The sequence below is a fragment of the Butyricicoccus sp. AM78-15b2TA genome (assembly GCF_027665985.1).
GTDB lineage: Bacteria > Bacillota > Clostridia > Oscillospirales > Butyricicoccaceae > Agathobaculum > Agathobaculum butyriciproducens.
Window position 1 is genome coordinate 55,334 of the sequence record NZ_JAQEHY010000006.1, and the last position, 26,557, is coordinate 81,890.

Sequence of the window (26,557 nt, forward strand, 5' to 3'; positions counted from 1 at the left end):
CGGGAATGTCCTTTTCGCTTACAGAATAAGCTCTTATCATGAAAGCAGAACCGCCCAAATCGAACTATCCCTCCCGGGCAGTAATCGGGAGGGATAGTTGTATCATCTGATTGTTACTGATACTCCGCATTGAGGAACATGGACTTGATGGCGACAACCTCATCGTATTCCTCCTGCGAGACGGTGACATCCGCATTCAGCGCCTTCAGGTCAGCCTTCACAACGTCGAGCGCCTGCGCAGCGGTCACTGCGCGGCCATCCATGACGGCACGCTGCATGCGGCGCAGCACAACCGGATGTGCATAGCGGGCCGGCAGCGGGAAATTCAGATAGTCCGCAAGGTAAGCCTGCATTTTCTCCTGTGCCTGTGCATCATTCTGCATGATAGAGGCACGGTTGTTGCGTGCTGTCGGCAGGACGCTGAAGCCTGCAAACGTGAATATCGCGGCAAGGCCGAACAGCGTAAAATAAATCGAGAACGAGCCGTGACGCACGAAGGAAACGATACCGTAAGCCAGCGCCGCAAATCCCAGCAATGTGATCGCCATAGCGGCCCAGCGGTAGCTGCCGTTCGTACACTGAAAGTTCCGGCGGCGTTTTGCGGCTGCGCTCAGTCGTTCGGCCAGCTCAGGACGGCGCTCCAGATAGTCGATTGCGTTATCGAGTGCCTGCATGGTTTTCTCCGCCTGTGCGCTCATCGGCGGACGATTGCGCTCCTCTTCCTCCCGGCGGGTCTTCTCCTCGGCAATGCGCTGCTCTGCCGCCGCACTGACACACGGAATAGACGGATGCTCAGCTCGGATAACGCTCAGAAACTCATCGACCTGCTGCTCATACTTGAAATTGCACACCTTCTGTCCGCCGTCGAACTCCACGACCAGATAGGACAGCGTGGCGAAAATGCCCTTGCCGGAAAAGCCGCCCTTGCTCATCGCAACGCGCTTGTACACACGCGTTACCATGGAAAACGGAACATAATACCGCCGGTCAATAAAAAAGCTGTTCAAATAGAGGGCATGCTTGCCGATGCCGCACGGACCGATTTTCCGACAGGTTTTTTTATCCTCAGCAAGCGACGCATCATCAATACGTCCCGCGCTGAGCGGATAAGGTTTCAACATTTTCCGTCACCCCGCAATTATCGTTATGGATGGCCGCAGCCGACCGCACAAAGGAACGGCCGGCTGCAGCAATGCTATTATATTCAAGCAGATTTCTTTGCGCTGCGCTTCTTGGTCGCACGAATGAACAGTGCGAGCAGCAGTGCCGCGAATACAATACCGATCGGGTACGCCACTGCGGTATTGTAAATTACCGTGCCGTCCGCTGTCTTGCTGTTCAGCAGGCTGCCGAGGCACTCCGGTGCAAGGATGAAATAGGTGCAGGAAACTGCACTCATGAACGTAGCCGGAACAGCTGCAATCCAGAAGTTCTTCTTTTCGGTAAACAGGTACATAGCTGCTGCCCACAGAACGATCATAGCGAGCGTCTGGTTGGTCCAGCTGAAGTAACGCCAGATAACCGTGTAGTCGATCAGACCGGTTGCATTGCCGATGCCGAGGATAGCGCCGATACCGAGTACCGGGATGCACAGCTTCAGGCGGTTTGCGTACGAACTCTGATCCATGTGGAACCAGTCGGACAGTGTCAGACGAGCGGAACGGAATGCGGTATCACCGGAAGTGATCGGGCAGATAACAACGCCGATCATGGCCAGAGCAATACCAACGCCGCCCATGGTCTTGGAGCATACATCGTAGATCGCTGCGGACTGACCGCCTGCCAGCGCTTCCGCCAGACCGGTGTTGAGACCGCCGGTGACCTCATACAGAGCACAGCCAGCTGCCGCCCAGATCAGTGCGATAATACCTTCGGCTACCATTGCACCGTAGAATACGAAGTGACCCTGCTTCTCGTTTTTCATGCAGCGCGCCATCAGCGGCGACTGCGTGGAATGGAAGCCGGAAATTGCACCGCATGCAACCGTGATGAACATGAAGCTCCAAATCGGCGTGCCGGACGGATGCATATTGTACAGGTGAGACCAAATCTCCGGAATGGTGTAATTCGGGTTGGTGAAGATACCGATGATAACACCGACCGCCATGATGATCAGACACATGCCGAACAGCGGGTATACCTTGCCGATGATCTTATCAATCGAAATAAAGGTTGCAATAAAGTAGTAAACCAGGATGACGATCAGCCAGAACAGCGTGGTCGAAAGCATACCGGACATACCGTTGTTCTTGCACAGCGTAACGATCAGACCGGCCGGACCGACTGCAAATACCGTGCCGACCATGATCAGCAGTACGACCGAGAACACACGCATGATATTCTGCATGGTGTGACCGAGGTACTTTCCGGTAACCTCTGCGATGGAGGCACCGTCGTTTCGCTCACTGATCATGCCGGAGAAATAATCGTGTACGCCGCCGGCAAAAATGGTACCGAATGTGATCCACAGGAATACGACCGGACCCCATAGAGCGCCCTGCAGTGCGCCGAAGATCGGGCCAAGGCCGGCGATGTTCAGCAGCTGTACCAGAAACAGCTTCCACTGCGGCATGACAACATAGTCAACGCCATCGTTAATGCGAACTGCCGGCGTTTCCCGGTCATCCGGGCCAAAGGTTTTGTCTACAATTTTACCATAAGTAAGATAGCCGGTGATCAATAATAATAAGCATACGATAAAGCTGATCATATTATCTCCTCCTCTATACCGGCTGCGAAAGCATGACTTTCGCATAAAAATCACCGAAAAGCCTACTTTTTCATTCCTCTTTTCCCTTTCGGCAATCCCTATTATGAACCTATGATATAAAAATCACAAGGGCAATATGTTATAATTTTGACAAGAAAAATTTGCCGAAATTTGTTTCCTTTAGAAAAAACTATCAGAGCAATAAAATCCCCCGACCAATGGCCGGGGGATTCGTTCGCCCTTACAGGAAAGTATTTACTTTTCCAGTTCGGTCCAGTCACGAGTTTCGCGCAGCTTGCTCCACTTCTCGTGCTTGTTTGCCTTGAGGTCGTAATAGTGGCTGTTCGTAGCCTCCTGTACGGCCAGGTAATACCATGCGGAAGTATCGGAGTTGTCGCTCCACTCGATCATGTCGTTGTGCAGGTCCTCTGCCGTCTCCGGAAGACGCTTGAGAACGCGGTTTACGAGCGTCATCGCCTCAGCACGGGTGATCTTGTTATTCGGACGGAAGGTGCCGTCGGTATAACCGTTGATCCAGCCGTTGTTGGCAGCGGCGCTGATTTCGTCCTTTGCCCAGTGGGATGCAATGTCGCTGAAGTCAACAGCGGTCGTGTTGGCCTTGTCGTCAAAACGAGCTGCGATAGCAGCGAACTCCGCACGGGTGATCGGCGCATTCGGATTGAACTTGCCCTGGCTGTCGCCCTTTACGATGCCCATAGCACTCAGCGTAGAAACAGCGTGGTTGTACCATGCGCCGGCTGCTACGTCGGAGTAGCTGTTGGACTTGGTGGAGTTTGCATTGCGGGTCTCGTCGGTCAGCAGACGGAAGAAGATGGTTGCTACCTCAGCGCGGGTAATGCCGTTCTGCGGACGAACGGTGCTGTCCGGATAGCCTACAATGTAAGCATAGTGGTCATCGCCGTTCAGACCGGTCGGTACATCATCCGGAATGGTAACGGTGGGCTTGTGGCTGCCGCCGCCACCGCCGCCGGAGGATTTTTTCGTAAAGGTCCATACGCCGTGCAGCGTAAGGTCTGCGGTCAGCTGCTGCTCGCCGGTCAGAACCGTGCCGTCATCCTTTTTCCAGCCGTTGAAAGAGAATGTACCGTTCACGCCGTCCTTCGAGCCGGACACGCTGGCCGGAACCTCTGCAACGGTGTATTTGCTGCCAACCAGCATACTCTGTGCAGTAGGTGCGGTATAACCTTCCGGAAGATCACCTGTTACGTTATAGGTAAGAGTAAACAGTTGAGCATGTGCAGCTTTCAGCGCAATCGTACCTTTAAAATTCTCTACCGGTTTAAAGATTTCATAATATATTCCGGTTTTATAAGTCAGTGCTCCGTTAGCCACCGTTGCATCGATATCCAGTTCACTGTATTTTTCGCCCCAGCGATGTCTGGTATTTGCATCCTTAAAACCGTCATAATACCAATCGGTAATCGGAACGTTGTCAGAGGACAGAATCAGGTCGCCGCTCATTTCTGTTGCTTCTGGAAGATTCAATGTGCTGTTAGTACCGCTAAAATAAATGTCATCTCCCATAATGTCTGCCCGATTGTTATATACCTGACTGCCTTTTTCGATGGTTGCATTCAAATTATCGCCAATCCAAAGACCTCCGCCATTTTTCTTAGCTTTGTTATTGGATACGATTGCTCTATTTGCTACAAGCAACTTATCATATTTATTCTTGAACGCATACCTTCTAACATAAATACCGCCGCCATCGCCAGTGGCGATATTATCAACAATAGAGCCGCCATTGATTTCTAAGCCATCACGAGTAGCCGAGTGGATGCCCGCGCCACATAACGCTTCATTATCAGAGATTGTGCCGCCGTTCATGATGAACCTAGTGGCAGAACCCGTAATATAAACGCCGCCACCACCATATCCATCCAGTGATGTCTTTGCTGTGTTATGGGAAATGGATGTACCATCTTCCATTTTCACCGTTACCATTGCTTTATCAGGATGATTGCCAGAAGCAACGATGCCGCCACCGGTGCTGTTAGAAGTGTTAGTTTCGATCTTAACACCATCTAATACGCACGATAGTTCACCATCTTTTTCCTTATCTACACCACATGTAACATAAATTCCTGCACCGCTATTGACAGCGTTGTTTTCAGTAATTTTACCATTTTTAATTCTTACAGATCCAGAAGAAGCGATGTAAACTCCGCCACCAGCATTGGATGCTTCATTCTTTGTAAGTGTACAGTTATCCAGTGTAACAGTACCCGCAACATTTTGAATGTTTACACCGCCGCCATACGTGGATTTGCCGCCGGTGATCGTACCGTTTTTAACGGTTACCTTTATTTCCTGGCCGGCGATAGCCACTACAGTTTTCGTGCCATCACCCGACAGCGTAAACCCGCCGAGGTCGAGCGTCAGAGACTTATTGATGGTGATATTTTCCGTAACATCACGGAGCAGAACGATGGTGTCGTCCTGCTGTGCATCAGCAATCGCGTCAGCAACAGTCGGATACTCTTTCTCGCCGATCTTTGCAGCGTTTTTCGGTGTTTCCGGTTCTGCCGGAGTCTCCGATTCTGTCGGGTTCTCCGATTCTGCCGAAGTCTTCGATGCGGATGTGCTACCTTCTGCAGTGGTGTCCTTAACTGCAAGTTTTACGTCCTTAGAAGGCTGACCGCCCTCGGAATTTGTGTCCTTAGGAGACTGACTTTCCGTCTTAGGCGCTTCGGAGTTTGTGTCCTTAGGAGACTGATCTTCCGTCTGAGACACCGTGGGATTTGCGTTCGTTTCATTTTGGGTGGCAGGCTGAACCTGCTCCTGCGTTGTCATTTCTTTCTGCTCCGCTGTATCCGCTGCTGCAAATGCGAACGGAGACATCGTCAGCATCATGGATGCCGCCAGAATGCTGGCTAAGAATCGATTATTTTTTCCTGTTTTCATCATGAAAACCCCTCCTTCAATAGTAAAAGACTACTATGAAGAAGCTGCATTAGGAAACCGGCTGCCATGCGGAATACCTTCCGTTTAGGCCCTTGGCTTTGCGAGACCGGCTTTCACCGGTGGTGCCCTTGTCTGTACAACTTACTCCTTACCGAGTAGCACAGATGGTTGGTTCTTTTTGAAATGGCTGTTGGCAACGCAGAATGGTTGTTCAGTCTCCAAATAAAATACCCCCTTTACAGCGCGCATAGCTCTGCAAGGGGGTAACAAAGTACCTTTGGCAACCGGCTGCCATGCGGAGAAAAAACTCCGTTTAGGCCCATCTGGCTTTGCGACACCGGTTTTCACCGGCTGTGCCTTTGTCTGTACCTGTATCCCTTTACGGAAGTCATGCACAGAATTTTACGATCTTTTCTGTCGGCAGATACGCCGGACTGCATACACAGTCCTTTGCCTGCGCAGGACAGAAATCCTCCGGATCCTCTTCTTCAGTATACCATAAATGCCCGCGAATAACAAACAAATACTGTAAAAAGTGAAGAGAGATTTCAATCCGGAATCGATTTTTTATGCAATAAATCGCCGCTGATCGAACATAAACGCATCCAATCAGGACCATTTGCATACAAAGTAAAACGGAAACGTGTTAAGCCGCAGCTACTGCAAGCGCATCGCTGGTGTTGGTGTAGGTCAGCGGAGATACACAGTCATGCAGGGTTTTTGCGTTCTTCACGCTGCGGGTAACCGCATAGGTCAGGTCGATCTGATACCACTTGCCGTTCAGGTTTACCTTGTTCCAAGCGTGGTAGCTGGAGCCGGCGTAGCCCTTGGTCAGTGCGCACGGGATGCCCTGGCTGCGGCACATTGCTGCAAACAGCGAGGAGAAATCGTAGCAGATACCGGTGGTGCCCTTCAGGGTAGCGGCGGTATCCGGGATGTACTTGGTGATCTTGCCGCTGGTGATCTCATTCGCCAGCTTGTTATTATAAGTATAACGGCTTGCCATGTAGTTGTAGATGGCGATAACCTTAGCCTCGTCGGTCTTGGCGTTCTTGCAGAGTTCAGCAGCCTTAGCGGATACCGTGTCGCCCTTGGAAAACTGAACCTCGGAAGTGGAGACCAGATACGGGGCGTAGCTGTCCTTAACGGTTACGTTCATGGACTTGGACTCGACCTGCTGATAAGACGTACCGGAAACGTTGCGGTACAGCGTTACGGTGTACTTGCCGTTGCCCTTATCGAGAGAGAAGGAAGCATCCTTGCCACTCGGGCAATCATAGAATACGGTCTTGCCGCTGTTGTACTGAATACCAACCTTGAGTCTTGCACTCGAGGAGTAGTTTACGGTAACATAACCGTGGGTGGAATTACTCATATCCACAACATCATTTACTGCTGCTGCGGTAACGCCCATCGAGAGGGCAGTTGCTGCAAAAACTGCGCATACAATACGAAAAAGCCGCTTCATATCCGGCGATCTCCTTTCGGTAACTGGCTGCCAGCCCTCTCGATGAGGGGTAAGGCCCTATAGCTTTGCGTCGCCACCTTTCGGTGGGTTTGCTATTATCGTTTGAGATGCGGTCAAAGCGACTGCATCATCTTCTTTTATCCTCACTATAGCGCATCTATCGCGTTTTGTCAACAGGGTTTGACAAAAAAAGAAGAAATTATGACACATCGCCGCAGATTTACCGAAAATATGACATTTTTCCCGATTTCCCCGCTCTTATTGCAGCGGTTTGTCCGGGAATGCAGCTCGCTCCACAGCATGAGATAGCGGCAAAAAATCGGTAAACAGACGGCGGCAGGGGTATTCCCCTGCCGCCGTCTGTTTATCGGTTGATTTGCTTATTTGCTGCCGTACAGTCTGTACAGGAACGTGACGATCTGTGCACGGGTGCAGGTCTCATCCGGACCGAACAGTGTGCTGCTAACGCCCTTGGTAATGCCCTGCTCAGTTGCCCACTTGACCGCATCGGCGTAGTAGGCGCTGTCGGCCACATCGGTAAATGCCGATGCACCGACCGAAGCCGTCGCCTTGGCCGCACGATACAGGAAGGTAACGCCGTGAGCACGGGTACAGATGGTGCCGGGTGCAAACGCTGTATCGCTCGTGCCCTCGGTAATGCCGTTCTCAACCGCCCACGCAACCGCCTTGGCGTAGTATGCATCTGCCGGAACATCCGCGAAGCTGCTCAGCGCCTTCGGTTCAGGCGAACCCGCCGCGCGCCACAGGAAGGTTACAATCTGCGCTCTGGTGCAGGCAGCGTTCGGAGCGAACAGCGTGTCGCTCATACCGCCGGTAATGCCCTTCTGCGCCGCCCAGAGGACTGCGTCATAGTAGTAATCCTCCGCGTGAACGTCGGTGAAGAAGTTGAGCATGGTGTTGTCATCCATAAAGACTGCCTTCACCGTGATCTTGCCCGCCGGCATGACGAAGATGTACTTGCCGCTGCCCTTGTCGGTCAGCGTGAGCGCCTTGCCGTCCTTGTCCAGCACGGTCAGGCTTTCAAGAACGTAGCCCTTGTCGGGGGTTGCCGTGATGGTCACAGTGTCGCCCTTGGAGGCAGACTCGGGAGATACGGTGACAGTGCCGTGCTTTACATCATCTACGGATACCGAATAGCTGGGTGCGGATAAGCCGCCGCCTCCTCCGCCACCGCCGGAGGACGAACGTCTGGTAAAGGTTGCTGCGGTAACGGCACTGTCATTCATGTCTGTCTTGACCGCAATCGCCTTGATCGTGGTGGTAGCGGTCAGGCTGATCGCACCGCTGTAAGCCGTGCCGCTGCTGGTCGGTGTTGTGCCATCCGTCGTGTAATAAATGGAAGCACCGGGTGTTGCGCAGGAAATCTCCACCGTCTGCGTACCGCGGAAGCTGGTCGTGCCGTCCGGCTTGAAGACCGGTGCTGCAACGGTCAGCTTTGGAGCGGTCTGCGTGCTGCTGGTCACCGCACTTGCCTTCTGCGTATCGGTTCCCGGGATTCGCACATAGCCGGTATATTCCGTGTTCGGCGCACAGTCCGTCTTGGTGTTGACTGCGGAATATTGTTTCCCGTCGAAGCTGTACTCCGCATTTTCCACCTCCGGAATGGTCGCTGTGAAGGTCTTTTCGTCCTCATTGAGCGTAAAACCGAGGGTAAATGCAGCCGGAGCCGCAGGACCATCTGCTTTTTCCACCACCGTGGTAACAGCAGTCACCGAACCGAGTTCCGCACTGCTTTTCACAATCACGGTGATGGTCTTGCCGATATCAACCGCCGTCAGCGTGTACTTGTCAGTATCGGTTGCAATCAGCGCATTTTCACCGCTGCGATACCACTTATAGGTCAGTGTGCCGGAGTTGTTTGTACCGCCCAGCATAACCGTTAGTTCCTGTCCAAACTTCGCAGCTCCGTTGATCTCGAGCGTTCCGGTGAGCGCCGTGCCCTTCTGCAGCTGCAGGGTTTTGCTTTCCTCATCATAGACTACGGCATAACCAGCCATATCCGAGTAGAAAAAGCGGCTGTTATCCGTATCGCAGGCTTCAGACAGGGTATACGATGCTTTGTCGGTCTCCAAAGGAGATATGGTAATGCCGATGTTAGTGTCGGGTGCCATATTTTCATCCAGAACAGCAGTAGAGGAAACATAACCGCTCGTCCGCTGGAATGCAAAACAGAAGTTTCCCTTTGTATTGCCGGTTATCTTGCCGCCGGACAGAGCAGTTGCCGGTGTTTTATTCGTCATCCATACGCCATAGCCGCTGTTGCCAGTAATTTCGCCGCCACCGATGGTAAGATCGCTCCAAATCACATCTATACCATGCGCCACATTGTCATTTCCGACAGCGGTGTTATTGCAGATTTTTCCCCCATAGATATTAACATTATTGTAGGTTGCATCAATCGCGGCGGTATTGTGCTGACCTTTATACGGCGTCATTTTGTTGCCGCTGATTTCACCGCCGTACATATTAAATACACCCGGAACATTAGGCTGCCCCTTATAAAGTCCACTGGTGCTGGAGCTGTCTACATCAATAACCGACTGTGCATTTGTCGTACAGTTCGTAATCTTACCGCCGTACATATTAAATGTACCGCCATACAGCTTTACTGCGCCCGGATAGGCAGTGTTAGTCGGCACCTTGCTGCTGCCGCCGCCGCTGATTTCGCCGCCAAAGAGATTGAGCGTGCTGTTCCGCAGGCATTGGAACAGTGCCGAATACGATTTCCCGTCATCCGAAATCTGAACGATCTTGCCGTTTTGTCCCTTCGAGCAGTCGCAGATAGAGAAGCTGGCGCCGTCTCTCAGATAAATACGGTAAAGACCTGCTGTATCGGTCGTCCGAGGCCTGTATTTCAGCGTATGACCGTTCAGGCAGATCTGCACGTCTCCGGTGACGACGATCTTTCTTGAATAGGCACTATTGGCAAGGATTGTATCCTTGGTCAGGTAATAGTTTCCCGGTTCTATCCATTCTTCGGTTCCGTGAGTCTCTGTATGGATATACTCGACCGGTGTCCAGGCTATATTTTCGTGATTTTCTGTATGATCCGGAGCTGTGCAGGCTGCACCGTCTCCGCATATCGGATGAATGCCGCCCTGGTGTTTGGCGCTTTCACGCACGAAAAAGAGCTGTTCTCCGTTATACCACGCGCTCCAGGGGTCTCCCCGGTCATATTTTGCTCCGCTGGGTGCCGGGAAATGACCGGCATCCTCCTTGCTCATCGTACCGATGCAGTGGAAAACCGTATCGGGGGATTCCATTCCAGCAAAGTTGATCTGATAGGTCGTATTTTCAGCTAAGCCGCCTTCTCCTACATCAATGCCGTCGATATCTAAGTGAACCAAGTAGATATCGCCAAGGATCGGTGCACCGGAAAGGCACATACGGCCATACCTATACAAAGCAACATCGCTGCCATTCTTGGCTGTGTTTTCGGTGATTTTTCCGCCGTACATATTGAAGATAGAACCTTTATCTTCAACGCAGACACCGCCGCCATAGGAATAATATCTACCAGCACAAGTATTACCGGAAATTTCACCGCCATACATATTGAAAGCACCCTTGCTCCTTACCCGAACGCCGCCGCCATAAGCATTCGAATCAGTATTAGTACCTTTATGGCTGTTTCCGGTAATTTTACCGCCGTACATATTGAAGATTGCTGTACTTCCACTTACATTTACACCACTGCGGGTAGAACCGGTGATTTTACCGGTCTGTTTTTTCGAGCAGTCACAAAGCGTGAAAGTTGTATCGCTTGTGATTGTAACACCGCCGTTCGTCGTGCTGTCCTTTGCCTCCAGAAAAGTGATGGTATGACCATTCAGACACAGTACAATACTGTTGTGACACCGCCAATACTCATCAATAACAACATTAGCCGTTAAATAGTAGTGTCCGTTCGCTGTTGTTTCCGATAGCTCACTTTCACTGCCAATCGGCTGCCAGTCCGTGATAACCTCGTGGCTGGCATGATTCGGGTCTGTGCAGGTGTCCCCGCTGCCGCAAATCGGATGAGCGTGTTCTGCGGCAACAGCCTGAACATTAACAGCATCCGCGTCTATGTCCTGAACGTCAATGTCCTGTGCGTCCACATCCGCATCATCGCTGCTCTCCACAGCATCGTTCTCAATAACTGCGTTTTCAACGATGGCATCCTCGACGACAGCGTCATTGTCAGTCGTGTTTTCGATAATCTCGGTATCGACCTTCTCAACGACAGTGTTCCGGGCCGCATCTTCACTGCCGTCCGGCTCCTCCGCCAGCGCTGCCACCGGCAGCATGCTCAGGCACAGCAGCACAGACAATCCTGTGCTCAACCTTCTCTGCCATATAAACCGCTTTTTACTCATGCCATTTTCCTCCTTTTCTGTGGTGTTCCTGCTCGGCCATGGAAAACAGCTCGTTATGGCTCATCTCCACATCGCCAAAGCGGACAAAAATACCGTTTGTCACCGCGCTGTTCCACACCTGCGGGTCGGAAAGTGACCGGAATCGGAATTTATCCAGATAAGGCTTCATATCCAGCAGCAGGCGGCTGCCGGAGACGAAATCGACCTGCAGAACGTGGTCGGTCAGCGGCTTGACTGACTGAATGTATTTCCGGTCCAAATACGTACCTCCTCTCGCTTACACAAAATAAAAGGTTCACCGTACCTATAGGATACGGTGAACCTTTCAAAAAAACCATTCACAAGTTGTTAGTTTTTATCCGCAAGCAGGTCGAGCAGCAGCTTGCGCTTTGCGCGCGGCTCTCCTGCTATCTGCAGTTTGGTGTAAATTTGATTCACATACTGCCGGATACTGCCCTCGGACAGATACAGCTTTTCCGCAATCTCGCGGTTGTTCAGCCGCTGTGCCATCAGCCGGACAATCTCATATTCCCGCTCGGTCAGCGCCGACAGGGCTTCCGGACGGTCAAATCCGGCCTTTCGCCGCTCTGCGGCTTCTCCCAGTTCGATGATCTGCGCAACCGTTCCGGTTTGCAGCCGCTCTGCCAGCAATGGCTTGAGATAGCGATAATTCTCCGCAAACGGAATGACAAAGCCGTCCGGTTCCGCGTCGGTCAGTGCCTGATCGAGCTGCGCCTGTGCCTCCGCATGCTTACCCAGCATTTCATACGCCGCTGCCGTCTGGATTCGGATATGCATCGCGACCAGTGCATAGTGCATGCCTTCGCACACAGCAAGCAGTCTTTCGCTCCGGCCGACAACACGGGCGTAGTCGCCCTGCGCCAGACCGACCTGATTTTCGATCATCTCGATCATCGGCTTGCCCGGTGCAAGTGTATGCACAGTTGAAAGCCTGTGCGCGCGGAAAACCTCCGGAATCTTGTCGGTTTTGCCAAGCAAAGCGTAATAATACGCCGCAATCGCGTTCCATAGGTTCAGCCAGGAAGCATTGTGCTGCCGCAGCAGCTCCGCGTGCCGCTCGGCAAGCGTGCAGTGATACTTCATCTCCGCAAACAGCGACAGCCGCCACGCCAGAAAATCACAGCACAGCGCCATATTGACCTGCCCGTTGTCCTGAATCCGGGCATACGCGCTTTCGAGTTCGATATGTGCATCCGTTAAGCGTCCCTGCAGAAACGCCGCCTCGGCACGCATGATGGTCTCGGCACCCTGACCGTGATTTCCGGTGATTTTATAATAGTGCGGCATGCACTCATCCATCTCAGCAAGCTCGCTCTGCAGCTCGCCCGGTGCGCGGTAAAACATCATCAGCACGGACGGCGAGCCGAAGGTCCAGCCGCCGCCGGACTGGATGCTGATCGCCTTCCGCGACATCTGCGCGCTGGCACTCCGGTGCAGGCGGCTCATGGCGCTGATATCGTTGTAGCAGAGGAAGCTCATGATCAGGTCGCATTCTCCCCGCAAATCGCCTTTTTCCTGTGCGGAAAGCGCTGTATTTTCGGAAATCGCCGTCAGCAGCAGCTCCTTCAGCTCCAGCATTTTCGGAATATTGCGCCAGTTGAACATACTCCGCATCAGCACCAGAATCGCCAGCGGATGGCTTGCGAGCACAGCTGCCGGGCATTCGTCCAGTGCTGCCAGCACTGCCTTCGGGTGCAGCGAGGAAAGCAGAATGCCTGCATCCTTCTGCAGCGTGCGCAGCATCGCATCGTAATCGCCGTTTTGCCGGTACTCGGTCATGGCATGCAGATACAGCCGGTGATCCTCATACCAGATGCCGAGCCGCCCGCGGTAGACGGTCTGCCGCTCCTTCGGCATGGACAGGAAGGTGTGCAGCGCGCATTCCTTCATCATATGATGAAACCGGTAGGTCGCGCCGTCCGGCAGACGCTTGACAAACGCATTCTGCCCGGTCAGCGCGGCAAGCAGGTCCTCGGCGTGCGCGTCTGCCATGACAAACTGCGCCATTTCGACCGTAAATTCGTCGGCAAGTCCCATCACCGCAAGGAATTCCCGCTGTTTTTCGGGCAGCGGATCAATCATCGCAGCCGTAAAGATAGAGGAAATATCCGAATTCGGGTCCGGCAGCACACCGTGCTCGGAAAACATCCGCAGATTCAGATAAACCGCCGAAAACCAGCCCTCGCTGTAATACAGCAGCGTATCTATCTGCTCATCGGAAAGCGCGGTTCCGCACCGCTTGGTATAGACCGCCAGCTCGGTATGGTTAAGCCGAAGTTGCGCCGTGCCGATCTGGTACACCTTTCCGCCCAGCCGGACAAGCTCTGCCGCCGGCAGAAACAGGTCACGGCTGACTAAAATCAGATGAACATTGGGCGGCAGCCGTCCGGCCAGCGCACACAGGAATCCGGGTGCGCGTTTGTCGGTCAGCAGGTGAAAATCGTCAATAAAAATATAGCAGGACTTCTCACCGGTCAGCGCATGACACAGATCGTCGATCAGCAGTCCGCCGCTCGCTCCGTCGGTCGGACAGTCGTATTCCCGCAGGAAGGCAAAGCCTGCACGCGCAAAGGCGTCCTGCACACTTTTCCAGAAAATCGCAAGATTGCCCGAGTACACACTGATGCGCACAATGTACGGCGCTTCGGCTCCGGCACGTTCCGCGAGATACCACTCCACCGCCGTCGTTTTGCCGTATCCCATGGGTGCAACCACGGTCGTCATGGCACAGCGCGAGATTGGCCGCAGGCTCTCCTGCAGCCGCTCGGATATGTAGATCGTGTTCAGATTCCATTTCGATTTTGGCACGGCGCGCACCTCCAAATACTGTAATGTGCTCTCCTGTCCGTTATACTGTCTAAATTATACGGGATTTCAGAGCGGGTGTAAACCGTGTATACTGTTAAGGCAGCGTGCATATATGCCCTCAATTTGAGCGTCAAGCCGCTTTTCCAACCGGCAGTGTTACCAGAATTGTTGTTCCCGTATCTGCGCTCTGTTCAACGCGCACTGTGCCGCCGTGCAGCCGGACGATCTCCTGCACGAGCGCCAGACCCAGCCCTACGCCGCCCATCGCGCGGCTGCGCGACTTGTCCACGCGGAAGAACGGCTGAAAGATGCTGTCGCGGTACTCCTCGGCAATGCCCGGACCGGTATCCCGCACGCGGATTGCCGCCTGACCGCCTTCCCGCTCGACAGACACTTCCACCGAACCGCCCGTGCGGTTGTACTTGATGGCGTTCTCGGTCAGGTTGAACAGCACCCGATACAGCAGCACATCGCTGCCGGTGAGTTGCACATTTTCGCCTGTCTGCGTAAGCGTGATGCCGTTTTTCTGCGCCAGCGGCGTCAGATCGACCAGCACTTCCTCGGCCATCGGCGCAAGGTCGATGCAGTCCGTGCGCGGCACGGATTGCAGGTCGCTCATTTCCAGCAGCGTGCGTACAAGGGCGCTCAGCCGCTCGAGCTGTTCCTGCTCAAAGCGCAGCAGCGCGGCTGTTTCGGCATCCATCTGCGGATGCTCCGCCGCAAAAAGCTCGAGCCGTGTCTGTATGAGCGCCAGCGGCGTGCGAAGCTCGTGCGCCGCATTGCCGGTGAACTGCCGCTGCGTGTCAAATGACTGCGCCAGACGGTCGAGCATAGCGTTGACCGACCGGCTCAGCTGCCGGAACTCGGCGGTCGTGTCCTCGGACAGACGGGTGTCGGTCAGGCTTTCCTCGTTGATCTGCCCGGTCTGCCGCGCAAAATCGCCCAGCGGCTTGAGCGCCCGTCCGCTGACGAAATACGCGATGACGGCGCTCAGCAGTGTCACCAGCGCGGTGATGCACCAGCCCATGCGCTCGAAACGCACCTTTTCTGCACTCACCTGCTGAGAAAAGCCGCTGAAGAACGCCTGCATATTCTCTTGGGGTATCTCAATGGTCATTTCCTGCTGGTTTCCCGTTTTGTACTCCACCACAAAGCCGTTCAGCGCATCCATGCTGTCCGAGCCGGAGTAAAACAGCAGCAGATTCAGGCTCACGCACGCCGCCGCGATGAGCAGCGCAGTCAATATCGTGATGCGCCACTGCACAGAGATTCGTTTGCTCATTCGTCCGCTCCTATCTCATAGCCCTGACCGATCTTGTTGCGGATCGGGTCGTATCCCAGTGCCGCACGCAGTTTTTTTCGCAGCATGGAGATGTGTACGCGGATGGAATTGCTGAAGCTGTCCACGCTGCTGTCCCAAACGTGCTCGATGAGCTCCTCCTGACTGACCGGCCGCCCGCGATTGAGCAGCAGATATTCCAGAATGCCGCTCTCCTTGCGCGTGAGCGAAAGCGTCTGTCCGGCTGCCGTGGCCGTGCGGCTGCGGGTATCAAACGTCAGCCCGCCGCACCGCAGGCACACGTCCTGCTGCACAAATCGGCGGCGCGTCAGGCTGCGCACACGCGCTTCCAGTTCCTCTAAATGGAACGGTTTGGACAGATAATCGTTCGCACCGGCATCCAGTCCGTCAACCTTGTCGGATATTTCACTGCGTGCCGACAGGATGAGCACGCCGGTCTCCTGATCATGCTCCCGCAGGGTACGCAGCACCGTCATACCGTCCACCTTAGGCAGATTCAGATCGAGCAGCACCAGATCGTATTTCTCTACCGCCAGCAGCTCTAGCGCCGCTTCTCCGTCAAAGCAGGTGTCCGCCTCATAGCCGGACAGGCGCAGTTTTTTCGCAATATCTTCGCACAGATCACGCTCGTCCTCTATCACCAAAAGCCGCATGAGCTTTCCTCCTTTGTGTTTTCATACCTTTATTATACCAGACAGGGATAAAATTTGTGTTAACGAAATCTGTTGCAAAAAATTTTTGTTTTTTAGCACCTTAACACAGATTTTATCTCCCGTGCGGTATACTGGTGTCAACAACTTCGAAAGGGGCATAACAATGCTGAAGCACAGAACCGCCGCCCAGCTCTTCCTGCTGGCAGTCGGCATTGCAATGATCGGGTTCGGCCTGTGGAGAGGCGAAGCCGATACGGTATTATCAAAGGCGATCCGCCTGTGTATGGAGTGTGTTGGGATTGGATAAGAGAAATATTCCGGTTTTAGCCCGTTTTCGCGGTTGGATACAGGCGGCAGCCACCCTGCTGACCAATATCCACCTGCCGAATTTTGTACAGGGCAAACTATATCAGGGAAGCGGCAAGACCGTCTGCGTGCCCGGCCTGAACTGCTATTCCTGTCCCGGCGCGGCGGGCGCGTGCCCGATCGGCGCCTTTCAGGCAGTCGTCGGCTCGTCGAAGTTCCGGTTTTCGTATTACATCACCGGTATCTTAATCCTGCTCGGCGTGCTGCTCGGACGGTTTATCTGCGGCTTTCTGTGCCCGTTCGGCTGGTTTCAGGAGCTTCTTCACAAGATCCCCTCGCCTAAGCTGTCCACCAAAAGGCTGAAGCCGCTCCGCTATGTGAAATATGCGGTGCTGCTGATCATGGTGGTGCTGCTGCCCGTACTTGTCACAAACGAACTCGGCATGGGCGATCCGTTCTTCTGCAAGTACCTGTGTCCGCAGGGGGTGCTCGAGGGCGCGCTGCCGCTGGCGGCGGTCAACTCCGGCATCCGTGCCGCGCTCGGCGCACTGTTTACCTGGAAAGCAGCCGTTCTGCTGACCGTTATCGTGTGCAGCGTGCTGTTTTACCGTCCGTTCTGCAAGTGGCTGTGCCCGCTCGGCGCGTTTTATGCGCTGCTGAACCGCGTTTCGCTGTTCCGGATGCAGGTGGATACGCACAAATGCGTATCGTGCGGTGCGTGCGCCAAAGCCTGCAAAATGGATGTGGATATTACAAAAAATCCCGATCATGCCGAGTGTATCCGCTGCGGTATGTGCATCAAAGCCTGCCCGACCGGTGCTATCTGCTACCGCTACGGTCTAGGCGATAAAACCCAAACGACTGACAAAGGAGAAACTATCTAATGAAAAAGAATCGACTGATCGCATTTGCCCTGTCCGTAAGCCTGCTGCTCGGCGCATCCGCCTGCGGCAAACCGGCAAAAACCGTCTCCGAGCTGATAGCGGAGGAAAACGCCATCCTCGACCAGCACCAGGAGCTGTGGACAACGGCTCTGAATTCGCTCGACAAGGACAATCTGTCGCAGAGCACCCAGAGCACCAACTACGCTGATGTCCTCGATCTTGCGATTAAAAACGTCAAGGACCAGCTCTCGGACGAGGACTACAAGACGCTGACCGACGATGCCGCCAAGGTCCGCAAGCTGGAGGACCAGCTGCAGGAACTTCCGCCGGAAACAGCAGAGGCAAACACCGCCTCGGCCGGTGATACGTTCCCGTCCTTCGAGGGCAAGGATCTGGACGGCAATGCCGTGGACAGCAGCCTGTTCGCAGACAATGCGTTCACCGTCGTGAATTTCTGGTTCAGCGGCTGCAAGCCGTGCGTGGCTGAACTTGGTGATCTGGACAAGCTGAACCAGACCGTCAAGGCGCAGGGCGGCGAGGTTATCGGCATCAATACGGAAACGCTCGATGACAATGCGGATGCCATTGCTACCGCTAAACAGATTCTGCAGACCAAGGGGGCATCCTACCGCAACATTACCTTTGCATCCGGCAGCGAGGCAGGCAAGTTTGCACTGAACATCATGTCATTCCCGACCACCTATGTTATCGACCGGAACGGAAAAATCGTCGGTGAACCGGTACTCGGCGGCATCACGAACGAAAACAGCATGAAGCAGCTGCAGGAGAATATTGACACCGCGATTGCAAACGACGGAAAATAACACCCGAGTGTGATTGCCGCTGCAGATATATCAATTTCCAGTCGATCGAGGTTGAAAAGGCAACGGAGATTGGCAGAGCCAAGTAAACGCCAAAGAGAAAAGCCGCAGACTTTCGTCTGCGGCTTTTGCGTGCCTGCGGAACTATCCACGAAGATATGCACAAACCTGTGGATAAATTTGAGGACGGAACTTTTCCTTGTTTCTCCTATATGGTATACTAAAATTATACAAGCGAAAATCGCAGGAAAAAGAGAAACACGAGGGATAAACATGGGACTGTTTTCAAAACCGGAGGTTGTGATTGCGAAAGAATCCAGCAACGCAAAGGAGTATCTGCGGCAGCTGGAAGAGCTGGCGGAAAAGGCAACCGGAGAAAACGCGAAAAAAATCGCAAAAGAGATTGCCGTGGTGAAAGCCGGCATTATCGGTGAGGATAATATTCTGTTTGAGCTGAAAAACAGCGGTATGGATATGGTTGTGCTGCACGATTTGTATATTGAAAGCGTGTCCGGTGCCTCGGCACAGATTGACTTTCTGGTACTGACTCCAAAGATTAACTTTGTGTTGGAGTGCAAAAATCTGTTCGGCAATATCGAGATCAACAGCAAGGGCGATTTTATCCGCACAATTCGCTGCGGCGGTCGGTACTATAAAGAGGGAATTTATTCGCCGATTACGCAGAATCAGCGGCATTTGCAGGTGCTGAATGAATGTCGCAACGAAAATCATGGTAAGGTGATGGCAGCACTTCGAAATCACTGGTTTAGTAACTTTTTCAAGGGATTGGTCGTGCTTTCTAATCCTAAAACGATTATCAATGACCAAGATGCTCCACAGGAAGTAAAAAAACAGGTTATCCGTGCGGATCAGTTGGTGGAAACGATTAAGCGGATGAACAGAGAATCGAGTGAGCTGAAATCTTCCATGAAGGATTTGAAAGAAGATGGTGAGTATTATCTGAACAAAATGCACATTGAAAAGCCAATCACCTATATCGAAAAATTCAAGCAGGAGGAGCTGGAGGACCAGCCTGCCGCCGAGCAGCCTGCACCTGCGCCGTCGGAGGGAAAATACTGTCCGAAGTGCGGCAAGCCGCTTGTCATGCGGGAGGCCAGACGCGGCACACATATCGGCGAAAAATTCTGGGGCTGCGCAGGATTTCCTCAATGTCATTTTATAAAGAAAATCGTGAAAACCGAAAACAAATAAACAGAAAAGCGGCATGACTTGCATCAAAGTCATGCCGCTTTATGGTTACTTAAAACACCAACGCCTCGCTCTGCTCGATCTCAATCCCGCAGTCCGCGATAACCGTCTGATACTGCGCGTAAACTTCGGCTTCCATGCGCCACGCGATGCCGCATCCGGCGGACAATCTGCGCGGCACCGGCACCAGCCGACCGGCGATGCCATTCTGTTTGCAGAATGACTCCATCTCCATGGCAGCATCGGTGGTGTGGAAGGTGAGCACCTGATACGGCTTTTTCTCTCGCATTACGCCTGAAAAACGATCTCGAAGCAGCCGTCCGGACGCACGGTCGTCTGACCGGACTTATTCTCATACTCGAGCATTTTCTCGATATTCTTGCGGGTGTGCGCCTCGTCACCGAGCACACGGATCAGCTCCCCCGGGTGATCCTGCATCGCGTCCATCGCCAGCAGAACCGGCTCCGGGCAGGACAGGCCGCGAACATCTACTTCAACATATTCAGCCATTGCAAATTCTCCTTTTCCGACTTACTTTGCCGTCTTTTTGCGGCGCAGATTGGTGCCCGCAATGACAAACAGCACGATAATGCAGACGATCACGGCGATTTTGCCCGCTGCTGCCGGACCGCCTGCGACTGCAGGCTCGGTTTCGGTTGCCGCCTTGGCAGCCGCGCCGACCAGACCGAAGTTATGCGCGAATGCCGCGCCGAGCAGCATGCCGAGGAAGGTAACCGCGCTGTCAGACGAGCCCTGGCCTGCCAGAATCAGCTGACGCAGCGGGCAGCCGCCAGCCAGCACAGCCGCAAAGCCGACAACATACATGCCAAGAATGTTCCACAGGTGCTGGGAATGCGCGATCGGCTGACCGGAAAAACCGAGATGAAAGCTGCCGTTCGCGACATTATAGACCGCCATCACGGCAAACAGAGCCGCGATAATGCTGATAAGATCGAAATTCTTCATCAGGATGAGGTCGCGGATGCTGCCTGCAAAGCACATACGGCTCTTCTGCGCGAGCGCACCGATAATGAGCGCCACGACCAAAGAAAGGATAATCGGCGCATGCTTGCTGCCCGGGCCCTCGGTGCTGACCGCGTAAACGCCGGTCGCTACGCCGATTACGAGCAGCGCCGTCAGCAGAACCGGCAGAACGGCGCCGCCGACCGGCTTGGCCTCATACGCACGGCCGAGTGAGAAACCCTTCTTGAGGAAGAACGAGCCGGTCGCCACGCCGCCTGCAAAGCCGATGAGCGCGACCCATGCATTCAGGTCACCGGCGGCCATGCGAAGTACCATGCGGAGCGGACAGCCGAGGAACACGAGGGCGCCGATCATCATCGCAGCGCCCAGAATAAAACGCACCATCGGCGAGGAACCGGCGGTGGACTTATACTCCTTGGTCAGCAGCGCCAGCAGGAACGAGCCGCAGACAAAGCCGACGACCTCCGGGCGGAAATACTGCACCGGAGCCGCTGTATGCAGCTTGAGCGCACCCGCTGTATCGCGGATGAAGCAGGCAACGCAGATCGCCATGTTGGCAGGGTTGCCGTAAATTGCCAGAAGCATGACCAGCAGTCCGATCACCGCACCGGACGCTGCCAGCTTCCATGTCTTGTCAAACAGTTTCATGATTTTCTCCTTTTTGTGAAATGAGGGAATTTTATGCTGTATTCAGTATATCATGCGGTGTTTTCAATGTGAAATCGATTCTATTGATAATCTGATTGAATCTATTGATATAATCTATAAATACAGCTATAATGAAGAAAAAGAAAGGAGCGCCGCCCATGGATATTCGTCAACTGGAAGCCTATGTCTATACCGTGAAGTACCGCAGTTTTTCACTTGCTGCACAGAAGCTGTACCTGTCACAGCCGACCGTCAGCGCGCACATCTGCAATCTGGAAAAGGAGCTGCACACGCAGCTGCTCAAGCGCACAACAAAAACGCTCTCGGTGACACCGGCCGGTCAGACGCTGTATAATTATGCCGCAGAAATCCTCGATTTGCGGCACAAAGCCATTCTGGAGCTGTCCAACGAGCAGGAAACCATGCTGCATATCGGCGTATCGTCCGTGCCGTCGCTGTATCTGCTGCCCGAGCTGCTGGCAGCGTACCACGAGAAGGCCCCGGAGATCCGGTTCCGCACCAGCTGCTCGGACAGTCTGGATGTGATAAACAAGGTCGCAGACAGCACCTGCGATATCGGTCTGGTCGGCACAAAGACCGCAGAGGCCAACTGCGAATTTCTGCCGGTCACCTCGGACGAGCTGGTAATCGCCGCACCGAACACACCGCATTTCCGTGCCTATCAAAGCCAGCCGGACCCGCTGACAGCGCTCCTGTGCGAACCGTTCCTGCTGCGCGAGGACAACTCGGGCACCAAGCAGGAAACACTGTATTTCCTTCAGAATCACGGTCTGTCGCTTGATGAACTGAATGTCATCGCCGTCATGGATGACGCGGCAGCGCTCAAGCGGTGCATCGCACTTGGCATGGGCATTTCCATTCTGTCGCGCGCAACTGTGCAGACCGATGCACAGCAGGGACGCCTGCTGCTGTTTCCCCTCGGACGGTCAGCGTTCCTGCGCCGGCTGTACATTGTGTATCCGTCCATACGGCGTATGTCCGAGCAGACTATTCACTTTCTGGATTTCATGAAAAGGTATTATCGGATTGGATGACAGCCGTGCTGTCCGGTTTGATATAGCCAATCGGGCAGGAGGCTCTCCTGCATAGAAAGCCGACCTCGCACACCACCGTGCGAACCGACCGGCACACGGCGGTTCTATCCGCAAGGTCAAAACGGACAAAGCGGATTCCTTAAGGCAACACCGGATTATATGGAGGCGGGAAAGGCATCCATTCTGTGTTCCTGTGAACCGGCTGCAGCAATGGTATTTGGCTTTTTCTTGTTTAGAGAAATTCCTGCGGTGCTTTCGATTACAGATCTAATCATTGTACTGATCGCACCTGCTATGCTCGTACCTTCTAATAAAAAGCCAGAAATTGTGGAGGAAAATGATCATGTCAAAAGATGAGTATTTGATTACCGATGCGCCGCTGAAAGCGCTGACGGTTTTTGCCATGCCGATGATTCTCGGCAGCTTTTTTCAGCAGGTATACAATATGGCTGACTCCATTATCGTCGGTCAGTTTGTCGGCTCCTCCGCACTGGCGGCGGTCGGCGCCTGCGCAGCCCTGACCAATGTTTTCATTTGTGTGGCACTGGGTGCCGGTGTCGGTGCCGGCGTGCTCGTAAGCCGTTATTTCGGTGCCAGAGAATATGGCAAAATGAAAACCATTGTATCTACCTCCCTGATCAGCTTTTTACTTCTGAGTATCATCCTTGGCGTCTTTGGCTTTTGCTTTTCCCATGCGATGATGAGCGGATTACAGACCCCTGCCGATATTCTGAAGGAGGCAGTACTGTATCTGCGGGTCTATTTCGTAGGTTTTCCGTTTTTGTTCATGTACAATATTCTTTCTACCATGTTCACTTCCATTGGTGAATCAAAAATTCCGTTGGGACTGCTGATCTTTTCATCAATCCTGAATATTGTGCTGGATCTTTGGATGGTAGCCGGTCTGGGACTTGGCGTGTTCGGTGCGGCGCTTGCAACGCTGATTGCGCAGGGCATTTCGGCTGTGTTTTCACTTTTGATTTTCTTTTATCGGATGCGGCGGTATAAGAGCAGCTTTGTCTGGTTTGACGGGCAGGAGCTGCGTTCGATGCTTCAGATTGCTGTTCCATCGGTTCTTCAGCAGTCTACCGTATCCATCGGTATGATGATCGTACAGGCGGTGGTAAATCCCTTCGGCACACAGGCACTCGCGGGATACGCGGCGACGATGCGGGTGGAGAACGTCTTTTCTCTGATTTTTGTGTCCATCGGCAATGCGGTTTCGCCGTATGTTTCCCAGAACCTTGGCGCAAACAAAACCGAGCGCATCAAAAAAGGCTACCGCGCAGCATTGGTGCTGGATGTATGTTTTGCTGTTCTTGCCTTCCTTGTCATTGAAACGCTGCACACGCAGATTTCCTCGCTGTTCCTTGGAAAAGACGGAACCGCCCTGGCTTATCAGGTGTCCGGGGATTATATGAGATGGATTGGTTTCTTCTTTGTCTTTATGGGCATCAAAATGGCGACCGATGGCGTTCTTCGCGGACTCGGAATCATGCGGCCGTTCCTCATTGCCAATATGGTAAACCTTGCGATTCGCTTGTCCGTGGCGTTGATCTGTGCACCGCGTTTTGGTATTGCATTTGTCTGGCTTGCCGTGCCAGCAGGCTGGCTTGCCAACTTCCTGGTTTCCTATGCAGCTCTCAGGAAATCCTGGCCGACTGAAAAAAGTGGTGTTATCTCGGTAAATTCCAGTTTACCGAAAAGATGAAATCCTTCGGAACAGCATCTGAAATATTAACAGCGAAGTAAAAAAACATCCCGAATCCTGTGTACAGTCCGGGATGGAACTGCACCCCCTCTGTCAGACCGTATGATATACAGTCTGACAGAGGGGGTGCTTTATTATGTTAAGAGGAAAACCGAAACTTACTCTCCAATCTTCACCCTCAACTCTTTACGCTTTGCACAGTCAGTCGATAATCTTAATGCTCTCAATAACCGGCTGATTTTCCGTCTTAACCGTGCCGTTATCGTCCTCGACCGGCGTATTATCGCAGATTTCATCCACTACATCCATGCCCTTGGTCACATAGCCGAAGCAGGCGTACTGACCGTCAAGATAGGTGCTGTCCTGCTGAACGATGAAGAACTGCGAGGATGCGCTGTCCGGATTGCTTGAGCGTGCCATCGAAACCGCACCGCGCGTGTGCGACAGCTTGTTCTCCACGCCGTTATCCGAAAACTCGCCCTTGATGGTGTTCTCCGAGCCGCCGGTGCCGTTGCCCAGCGGGTCGCCGCCCTGCATCATAAAGCCGGTAATAATGCGGTGAAAGGTCAGTCCGTCATAAAAGCCGTCGTTTGCAAGGTCCATAAAATTCTGAACTGAGATAGGCGCTGCATCGCCGTCCAGTTCGATGTCAATCGTGCCGTGGTCCTTGATGGTGATCTGTGCATGGTGCTGACCGATGGGCTGTGCGGTCTCCTCAGCAGTCGTCTGCTGCGAGTTATCGCTCGTGTCGGCGGCATCATCCGTCGAGGTCTGCGCGCCCGATTTGCCGCCGCAGGCGGTCAGAACCAGTATCGCCAACAGGCCAAAAAGCAAAAATGTACGTTTTTTCATGTGAAATTCTCCTTTTTAGGCAATACCGCATCATTGAACAAGAGCGATTTGCGAGTAAATTTCGCGTTCTGATTAGGCGCGGTTTTTTGCAATACTTTGTGTATTGCAAAAAACCGCAATAACATCAGAGCGTAAAATTTCCGCAAAGCGCCGCAGCTTTAATTATGCAGTGTTGCCTTATATCCTAAACGGGTGGAATATGAAAATGTTCCCGCGGTACTCCCCTATTATACGGTACTGAGAACGCGAAAACCAGTGTTTTTTCGGTGTCTGCAAAAAAATGCACCGCAGAACTGCGGTGCATTTTCTATCAAATAATACTGTATAGAGCCGATTCCTGCACAAACCGTGTCGTTCCGCGACAGCTTACTTCATAATGTCCTTATCGTGGGCCGCTTTGGCAACCAGACCGGACAGCGCCAGCAGCGCGATCAGGTTCGGGAATACCATCAGGCCGTTGAACAGGTCGGACAGGTTCCAGACCAGATCAACATGCAGTGCGGAGCCGATCACGATGCAGACAACAACGATAGCGGCATATACCTTGACTGCCTTGCTGCCGAACATTGCCTTTACGTTCTGCTCACCGAAGAAATACCAGCCGATGATGGTAGAGAACGCAAAGAACAGCATGCAGATCGCAACAAAGATCATGCCCGCCGAGCCGAGGGAAGCCTTGAAGGCTGCCTGTGCCAGCTCGGTGCCCTGCAGACCGTCCGGTGCGCCCGGATTGAGCATACCCGAGGTCAGGATGACCATAGCGGTCAGCGTCAGTACAACAAAGGTGTCGATGAATACGGAAACGATAGCAATTTCGCCCTGATCCTGCGGACGCTTTACCTTAGCCAGTGCATGTGCGTGCGGGGTGGAACCCATGCCGGCCTCGTTCGAGAACAGACCGCGTGCAACGCCGTAGCGCATTGCCTGACGAACCGTGATGCCTGCAGCGCCGCCGAGGATAGCCTGCGGGTCAAATGCTGCAACAAAGATGGACTTGAATGCCGGAATGATTGCCGCGTGGTTGATGCACAGAATGACAACACAGCCCAGCATGTAGAACATTGCCATGATCGGAACGACCTTTTCGGTAACAGCCGCAATACGGCCAACGCCGCCAAGGAAGATAAACGCTGCAATAATCGCACAGATGATGCCGACAACGATCATCGGTGCGCCGAACGCGGTGTTGAACGCTACGCTGATCGAGTTTGCCTGTACCATGTTGCCGGTGAAGCCCAGTGCAAAAATAATTGCAATCGAGAAGAAGCCGGCGAGGAACTTGCCGAATTTACCGGTAAAGCGTGCGCGGATGTAGTAGATCGGACCGCCGGTAACGTGGCCCTTGTCGTCCGTGGTCTTGTACTTCTGCGCGAGAACCGCCTCGCCGTAGATGGTGGACATGCCGAAGAACGCACTCAGCCACATCCAGAAAATCGCACCCGGGCCGCCGGAATACAGTGCGGTAGCCGCGCCTGCAATGTTGCCGGTGCCGACCTGCGCCGCGATTGCGGTGGTAAGCGCCTGGAACGGACTCATGCCGTCCTTGCCGGCCTTTTCACCGTTGAGCGAGAAATGGCCGAACAGATGCTTCCAGCCTGCGCCGAACTTGCGCACCTGAACGAAGCGCGTGCGGATGGTAAACACGATGCCGGTGCCAACCAGCAGGTACAGCAGCAGGCCGTTCCATACGACGTTGCTGACCTTGCTTACCCAGTCTGCCAATACTTCCATTGTCATTTTACATACCCCTTCTTTGTTTTGCGGCAAACAAAAAAGCCGAACCCAATCAGCATCGGGTTACGGCTCCAAAGAAACGGAAAGAC

General features: G+C 53.4%; 20 protein-coding genes and 3 riboswitches. Of the genes, 6 read left to right on the forward strand and 14 right to left on the reverse strand.

The window, feature by feature from the left end; genetic code table 11:
• Positions 1-113 precede the first annotated feature (113 nt).
• From PGS25_RS07470 to PGS25_RS07510, 9 genes are all read right to left on the reverse strand, one after another.
• On the reverse strand, positions 114-1,121 hold the full coding sequence (locus tag PGS25_RS07470; RefSeq protein ID WP_270418153.1) for an ATPase P: 1,008 nt from the start codon (positions 1,119-1,121) through the stop codon (positions 114-116).
• Between the two features lie 83 nt (positions 1,122-1,204).
• Positions 1,205-2,710, reverse strand: a complete 1,506-nt coding sequence (locus PGS25_RS07475) for a carbon starvation CstA family protein (protein WP_270383954.1) — start codon at positions 2,708-2,710, stop codon at positions 1,205-1,207.
• 255 nt (positions 2,711-2,965) lie between these two features.
• Complete coding sequence (locus tag PGS25_RS07480; protein WP_270418155.1) at positions 2,966-5,638, reverse strand: S-layer homology domain-containing protein; 2,673 nt, start codon at positions 5,636-5,638, stop codon at positions 2,966-2,968.
• A 46-nt stretch (positions 5,639-5,684) separates the two neighbouring features.
• A riboswitch (cyclic di-GMP riboswitch) is annotated at positions 5,685-5,772 on the reverse strand.
• A gap of 139 nt (positions 5,773-5,911) precedes the next feature.
• A riboswitch (cyclic di-GMP riboswitch) is annotated at positions 5,912-6,003 on the reverse strand.
• A gap of 278 nt (positions 6,004-6,281) precedes the next feature.
• Positions 6,282-7,103 carry a transglutaminase-like domain-containing protein gene (locus PGS25_RS07485; RefSeq protein WP_270418157.1) on the reverse strand — a complete coding sequence of 274 codons (822 nt, stop codon included), beginning with the start codon at positions 7,101-7,103 and terminating at the stop codon, positions 6,282-6,284.
• A 15-nt stretch (positions 7,104-7,118) separates the two neighbouring features.
• Positions 7,119-7,207: riboswitch (cyclic di-GMP riboswitch) on the reverse strand.
• A gap of 276 nt (positions 7,208-7,483) precedes the next feature.
• Positions 7,484-11,482 (reverse strand): S-layer homology domain-containing protein, encoded by a 3,999-nt coding sequence (locus tag PGS25_RS07490; protein WP_270418159.1) that lies wholly within the window; start codon positions 11,480-11,482, stop codon positions 7,484-7,486.
• Positions 11,475-11,741 carry a hypothetical protein gene (locus PGS25_RS07495; protein ID WP_270418161.1) on the reverse strand — a complete coding sequence of 89 codons (267 nt, stop codon included), beginning with the start codon at positions 11,739-11,741 and terminating at the stop codon, positions 11,475-11,477. The genes PGS25_RS07490 and PGS25_RS07495 overlap by 8 nt, the downstream gene beginning before the upstream one ends.
• A gap of 89 nt (positions 11,742-11,830) precedes the next feature.
• A complete protein-coding gene (locus PGS25_RS07500) occupies positions 11,831-14,311 on the reverse strand; it encodes a helix-turn-helix transcriptional regulator (protein WP_270418162.1) in 2,481 nt (826 codons plus the stop codon).
• A 130-nt stretch (positions 14,312-14,441) separates the two neighbouring features.
• A complete protein-coding gene (locus tag PGS25_RS07505) occupies positions 14,442-15,593 on the reverse strand; it encodes a sensor histidine kinase (protein ID WP_270418163.1) in 1,152 nt (383 codons plus the stop codon).
• Entirely contained in the window at positions 15,590-16,264 is a 675-nt protein-coding gene (locus PGS25_RS07510; RefSeq protein WP_270418165.1) for a response regulator transcription factor, read from the reverse strand. Before PGS25_RS07510 ends, PGS25_RS07505 begins: the two co-directional genes overlap by 4 nt.
• A 163-nt stretch (positions 16,265-16,427) precedes the next feature.
• Here PGS25_RS07510 and PGS25_RS07515 point away from each other — a divergent pair, with 163 nt between their 5' ends.
• The 4 genes from PGS25_RS07515 (at position 16,428) to PGS25_RS07530 (ending at position 19,487) form a co-directional block, all read left to right on the forward strand.
• Complete coding sequence (locus PGS25_RS07515; RefSeq protein WP_110435619.1) at positions 16,428-16,571, forward strand: CD1871A family CXXC motif-containing protein; 144 nt, start codon at positions 16,428-16,430, stop codon at positions 16,569-16,571.
• Complete coding sequence (locus PGS25_RS07520; protein WP_270418166.1) at positions 16,564-17,454, forward strand: 4Fe-4S binding protein; 891 nt, start codon at positions 16,564-16,566, stop codon at positions 17,452-17,454. The genes PGS25_RS07515 and PGS25_RS07520 overlap by 8 nt, the downstream gene beginning before the upstream one ends.
• Entirely contained in the window at positions 17,454-18,278 is an 825-nt protein-coding gene (locus tag PGS25_RS07525; protein WP_270418168.1) for a TlpA family protein disulfide reductase, read from the forward strand. The genes PGS25_RS07520 and PGS25_RS07525 overlap by 1 nt, the downstream gene beginning before the upstream one ends.
• A gap of 270 nt (positions 18,279-18,548) precedes the next feature.
• On the forward strand, positions 18,549-19,487 hold the full coding sequence (locus tag PGS25_RS07530; protein ID WP_270418169.1) for a nuclease-related domain-containing protein: 939 nt from the start codon (positions 18,549-18,551) through the stop codon (positions 19,485-19,487).
• Positions 19,488-19,536: 49 nt separating this feature from the next.
• Here the strand turns inward: PGS25_RS07530 and PGS25_RS07535 are convergent, their stop codons facing one another.
• From PGS25_RS07535 to yedE, 3 genes are read right to left on the reverse strand one after another with little or no spacing between them, the layout of a single operon-like run.
• Complete coding sequence (locus PGS25_RS07535; RefSeq protein WP_118284743.1) at positions 19,537-19,773, reverse strand: DUF3343 domain-containing protein; 237 nt, start codon at positions 19,771-19,773, stop codon at positions 19,537-19,539.
• Complete coding sequence (locus PGS25_RS07540; RefSeq protein ID WP_270418172.1) at positions 19,773-19,994, reverse strand: sulfurtransferase TusA family protein; 222 nt, start codon at positions 19,992-19,994, stop codon at positions 19,773-19,775. Before PGS25_RS07540 ends, PGS25_RS07535 begins: the two co-directional genes overlap by 1 nt.
• Positions 19,995-20,015: 21 nt before the next feature.
• On the reverse strand, positions 20,016-21,116 hold the full coding sequence (gene yedE, locus PGS25_RS07545) for a YedE family putative selenium transporter (RefSeq protein WP_270418173.1): 1,101 nt from the start codon (positions 21,114-21,116) through the stop codon (positions 20,016-20,018).
• 158 nt (positions 21,117-21,274) lie between these two features.
• On the opposite strand from yedE, the gene PGS25_RS07550 reads away from it, so the two are divergent.
• Together PGS25_RS07550 and PGS25_RS07555 are read left to right on the forward strand one after the other, a co-directional pair.
• Positions 21,275-22,171, forward strand: a complete 897-nt coding sequence (locus PGS25_RS07550; RefSeq protein ID WP_270418174.1) for a selenium metabolism-associated LysR family transcriptional regulator — start codon at positions 21,275-21,277, stop codon at positions 22,169-22,171.
• Between the two features lie 337 nt (positions 22,172-22,508).
• Positions 22,509-23,882, forward strand: a complete 1,374-nt coding sequence (locus PGS25_RS07555; protein WP_442865244.1) for an MATE family efflux transporter — start codon at positions 22,509-22,511, stop codon at positions 23,880-23,882.
• Positions 23,883-24,083: 201 nt separating this feature from the next.
• Here PGS25_RS07555 and PGS25_RS07560 read toward each other — a convergent pair whose 3' ends face one another.
• Together PGS25_RS07560 and PGS25_RS07565 are read right to left on the reverse strand one after the other, a co-directional pair.
• Positions 24,084-24,734: a peptidylprolyl isomerase gene (locus tag PGS25_RS07560; protein ID WP_270418176.1), complete on the reverse strand. Its 651-nt coding sequence runs from the start codon at positions 24,732-24,734 to the stop codon at positions 24,084-24,086.
• 366 nt (positions 24,735-25,100) lie between these two features.
• On the reverse strand, positions 25,101-26,465 hold the full coding sequence (locus tag PGS25_RS07565; protein WP_118761508.1) for an alanine/glycine:cation symporter family protein: 1,365 nt from the start codon (positions 26,463-26,465) through the stop codon (positions 25,101-25,103).
• Positions 26,466-26,557: the final 92 nt, after the last annotated feature.

Bases quoted from the DNA above. Each gene is read 5' to 3' on its own strand.
- PGS25_RS07565 (WP_118761508.1), bottom strand. From the start codon at position 26,465: ATGGAAGTATTGGCAGACTGGGTAAGCAAGGTCAGCAACGTCGTATGG.
- PGS25_RS07510 (WP_270418165.1), bottom strand. From the start codon at position 16,264: ATGCGGCTTTTGGTGATAGAGGACGAGCGTGATCTGTGCGAAGATATT.
- PGS25_RS07480 (WP_270418155.1), bottom strand. From the start codon at position 5,638: ATGATGAAAACAGGAAAAAATAATCGATTCTTAGCCAGCATTCTGGCG.
- PGS25_RS07555 (WP_442865244.1), top strand. From the start codon at position 22,509: ATGATCATGTCAAAAGATGAGTATTTGATTACCGATGCGCCGCTGAAA.
- yedE (WP_270418173.1), bottom strand. From the start codon at position 21,116: ATGAAACTGTTTGACAAGACATGGAAGCTGGCAGCGTCCGGTGCGGTG.
- PGS25_RS07490 (WP_270418159.1), bottom strand. From the start codon at position 11,482: ATGAGTAAAAAGCGGTTTATATGGCAGAGAAGGTTGAGCACAGGATTG.
- PGS25_RS07505 (WP_270418163.1), bottom strand. From the start codon at position 15,593: ATGAGCAAACGAATCTCTGTGCAGTGGCGCATCACGATATTGACTGCG.
- PGS25_RS07540 (WP_270418172.1), bottom strand. From the start codon at position 19,994: ATGGCTGAATATGTTGAAGTAGATGTTCGCGGCCTGTCCTGCCCGGAG.
- PGS25_RS07485 (WP_270418157.1), bottom strand. From the start codon at position 7,103: ATGAAGCGGCTTTTTCGTATTGTATGCGCAGTTTTTGCAGCAACTGCC.
- PGS25_RS07470 (WP_270418153.1), bottom strand. From the start codon at position 1,121: ATGTTGAAACCTTATCCGCTCAGCGCGGGACGTATTGATGATGCGTCG.
- PGS25_RS07550 (WP_270418174.1), top strand. From the start codon at position 21,275: ATGGATATTCGTCAACTGGAAGCCTATGTCTATACCGTGAAGTACCGC.
- PGS25_RS07475 (WP_270383954.1), bottom strand. From the start codon at position 2,710: ATGATCAGCTTTATCGTATGCTTATTATTATTGATCACCGGCTATCTT.
- PGS25_RS07530 (WP_270418169.1), top strand. From the start codon at position 18,549: ATGGGACTGTTTTCAAAACCGGAGGTTGTGATTGCGAAAGAATCCAGC.
- PGS25_RS07535 (WP_118284743.1), bottom strand. From the start codon at position 19,773: ATGCGAGAGAAAAAGCCGTATCAGGTGCTCACCTTCCACACCACCGAT.
- PGS25_RS07515 (WP_110435619.1), top strand. From the start codon at position 16,428: ATGCTGAAGCACAGAACCGCCGCCCAGCTCTTCCTGCTGGCAGTCGGC.
- PGS25_RS07525 (WP_270418168.1), top strand. From the start codon at position 17,454: ATGAAAAAGAATCGACTGATCGCATTTGCCCTGTCCGTAAGCCTGCTG.
- PGS25_RS07560 (WP_270418176.1), bottom strand. From the start codon at position 24,734: ATGAAAAAACGTACATTTTTGCTTTTTGGCCTGTTGGCGATACTGGTT.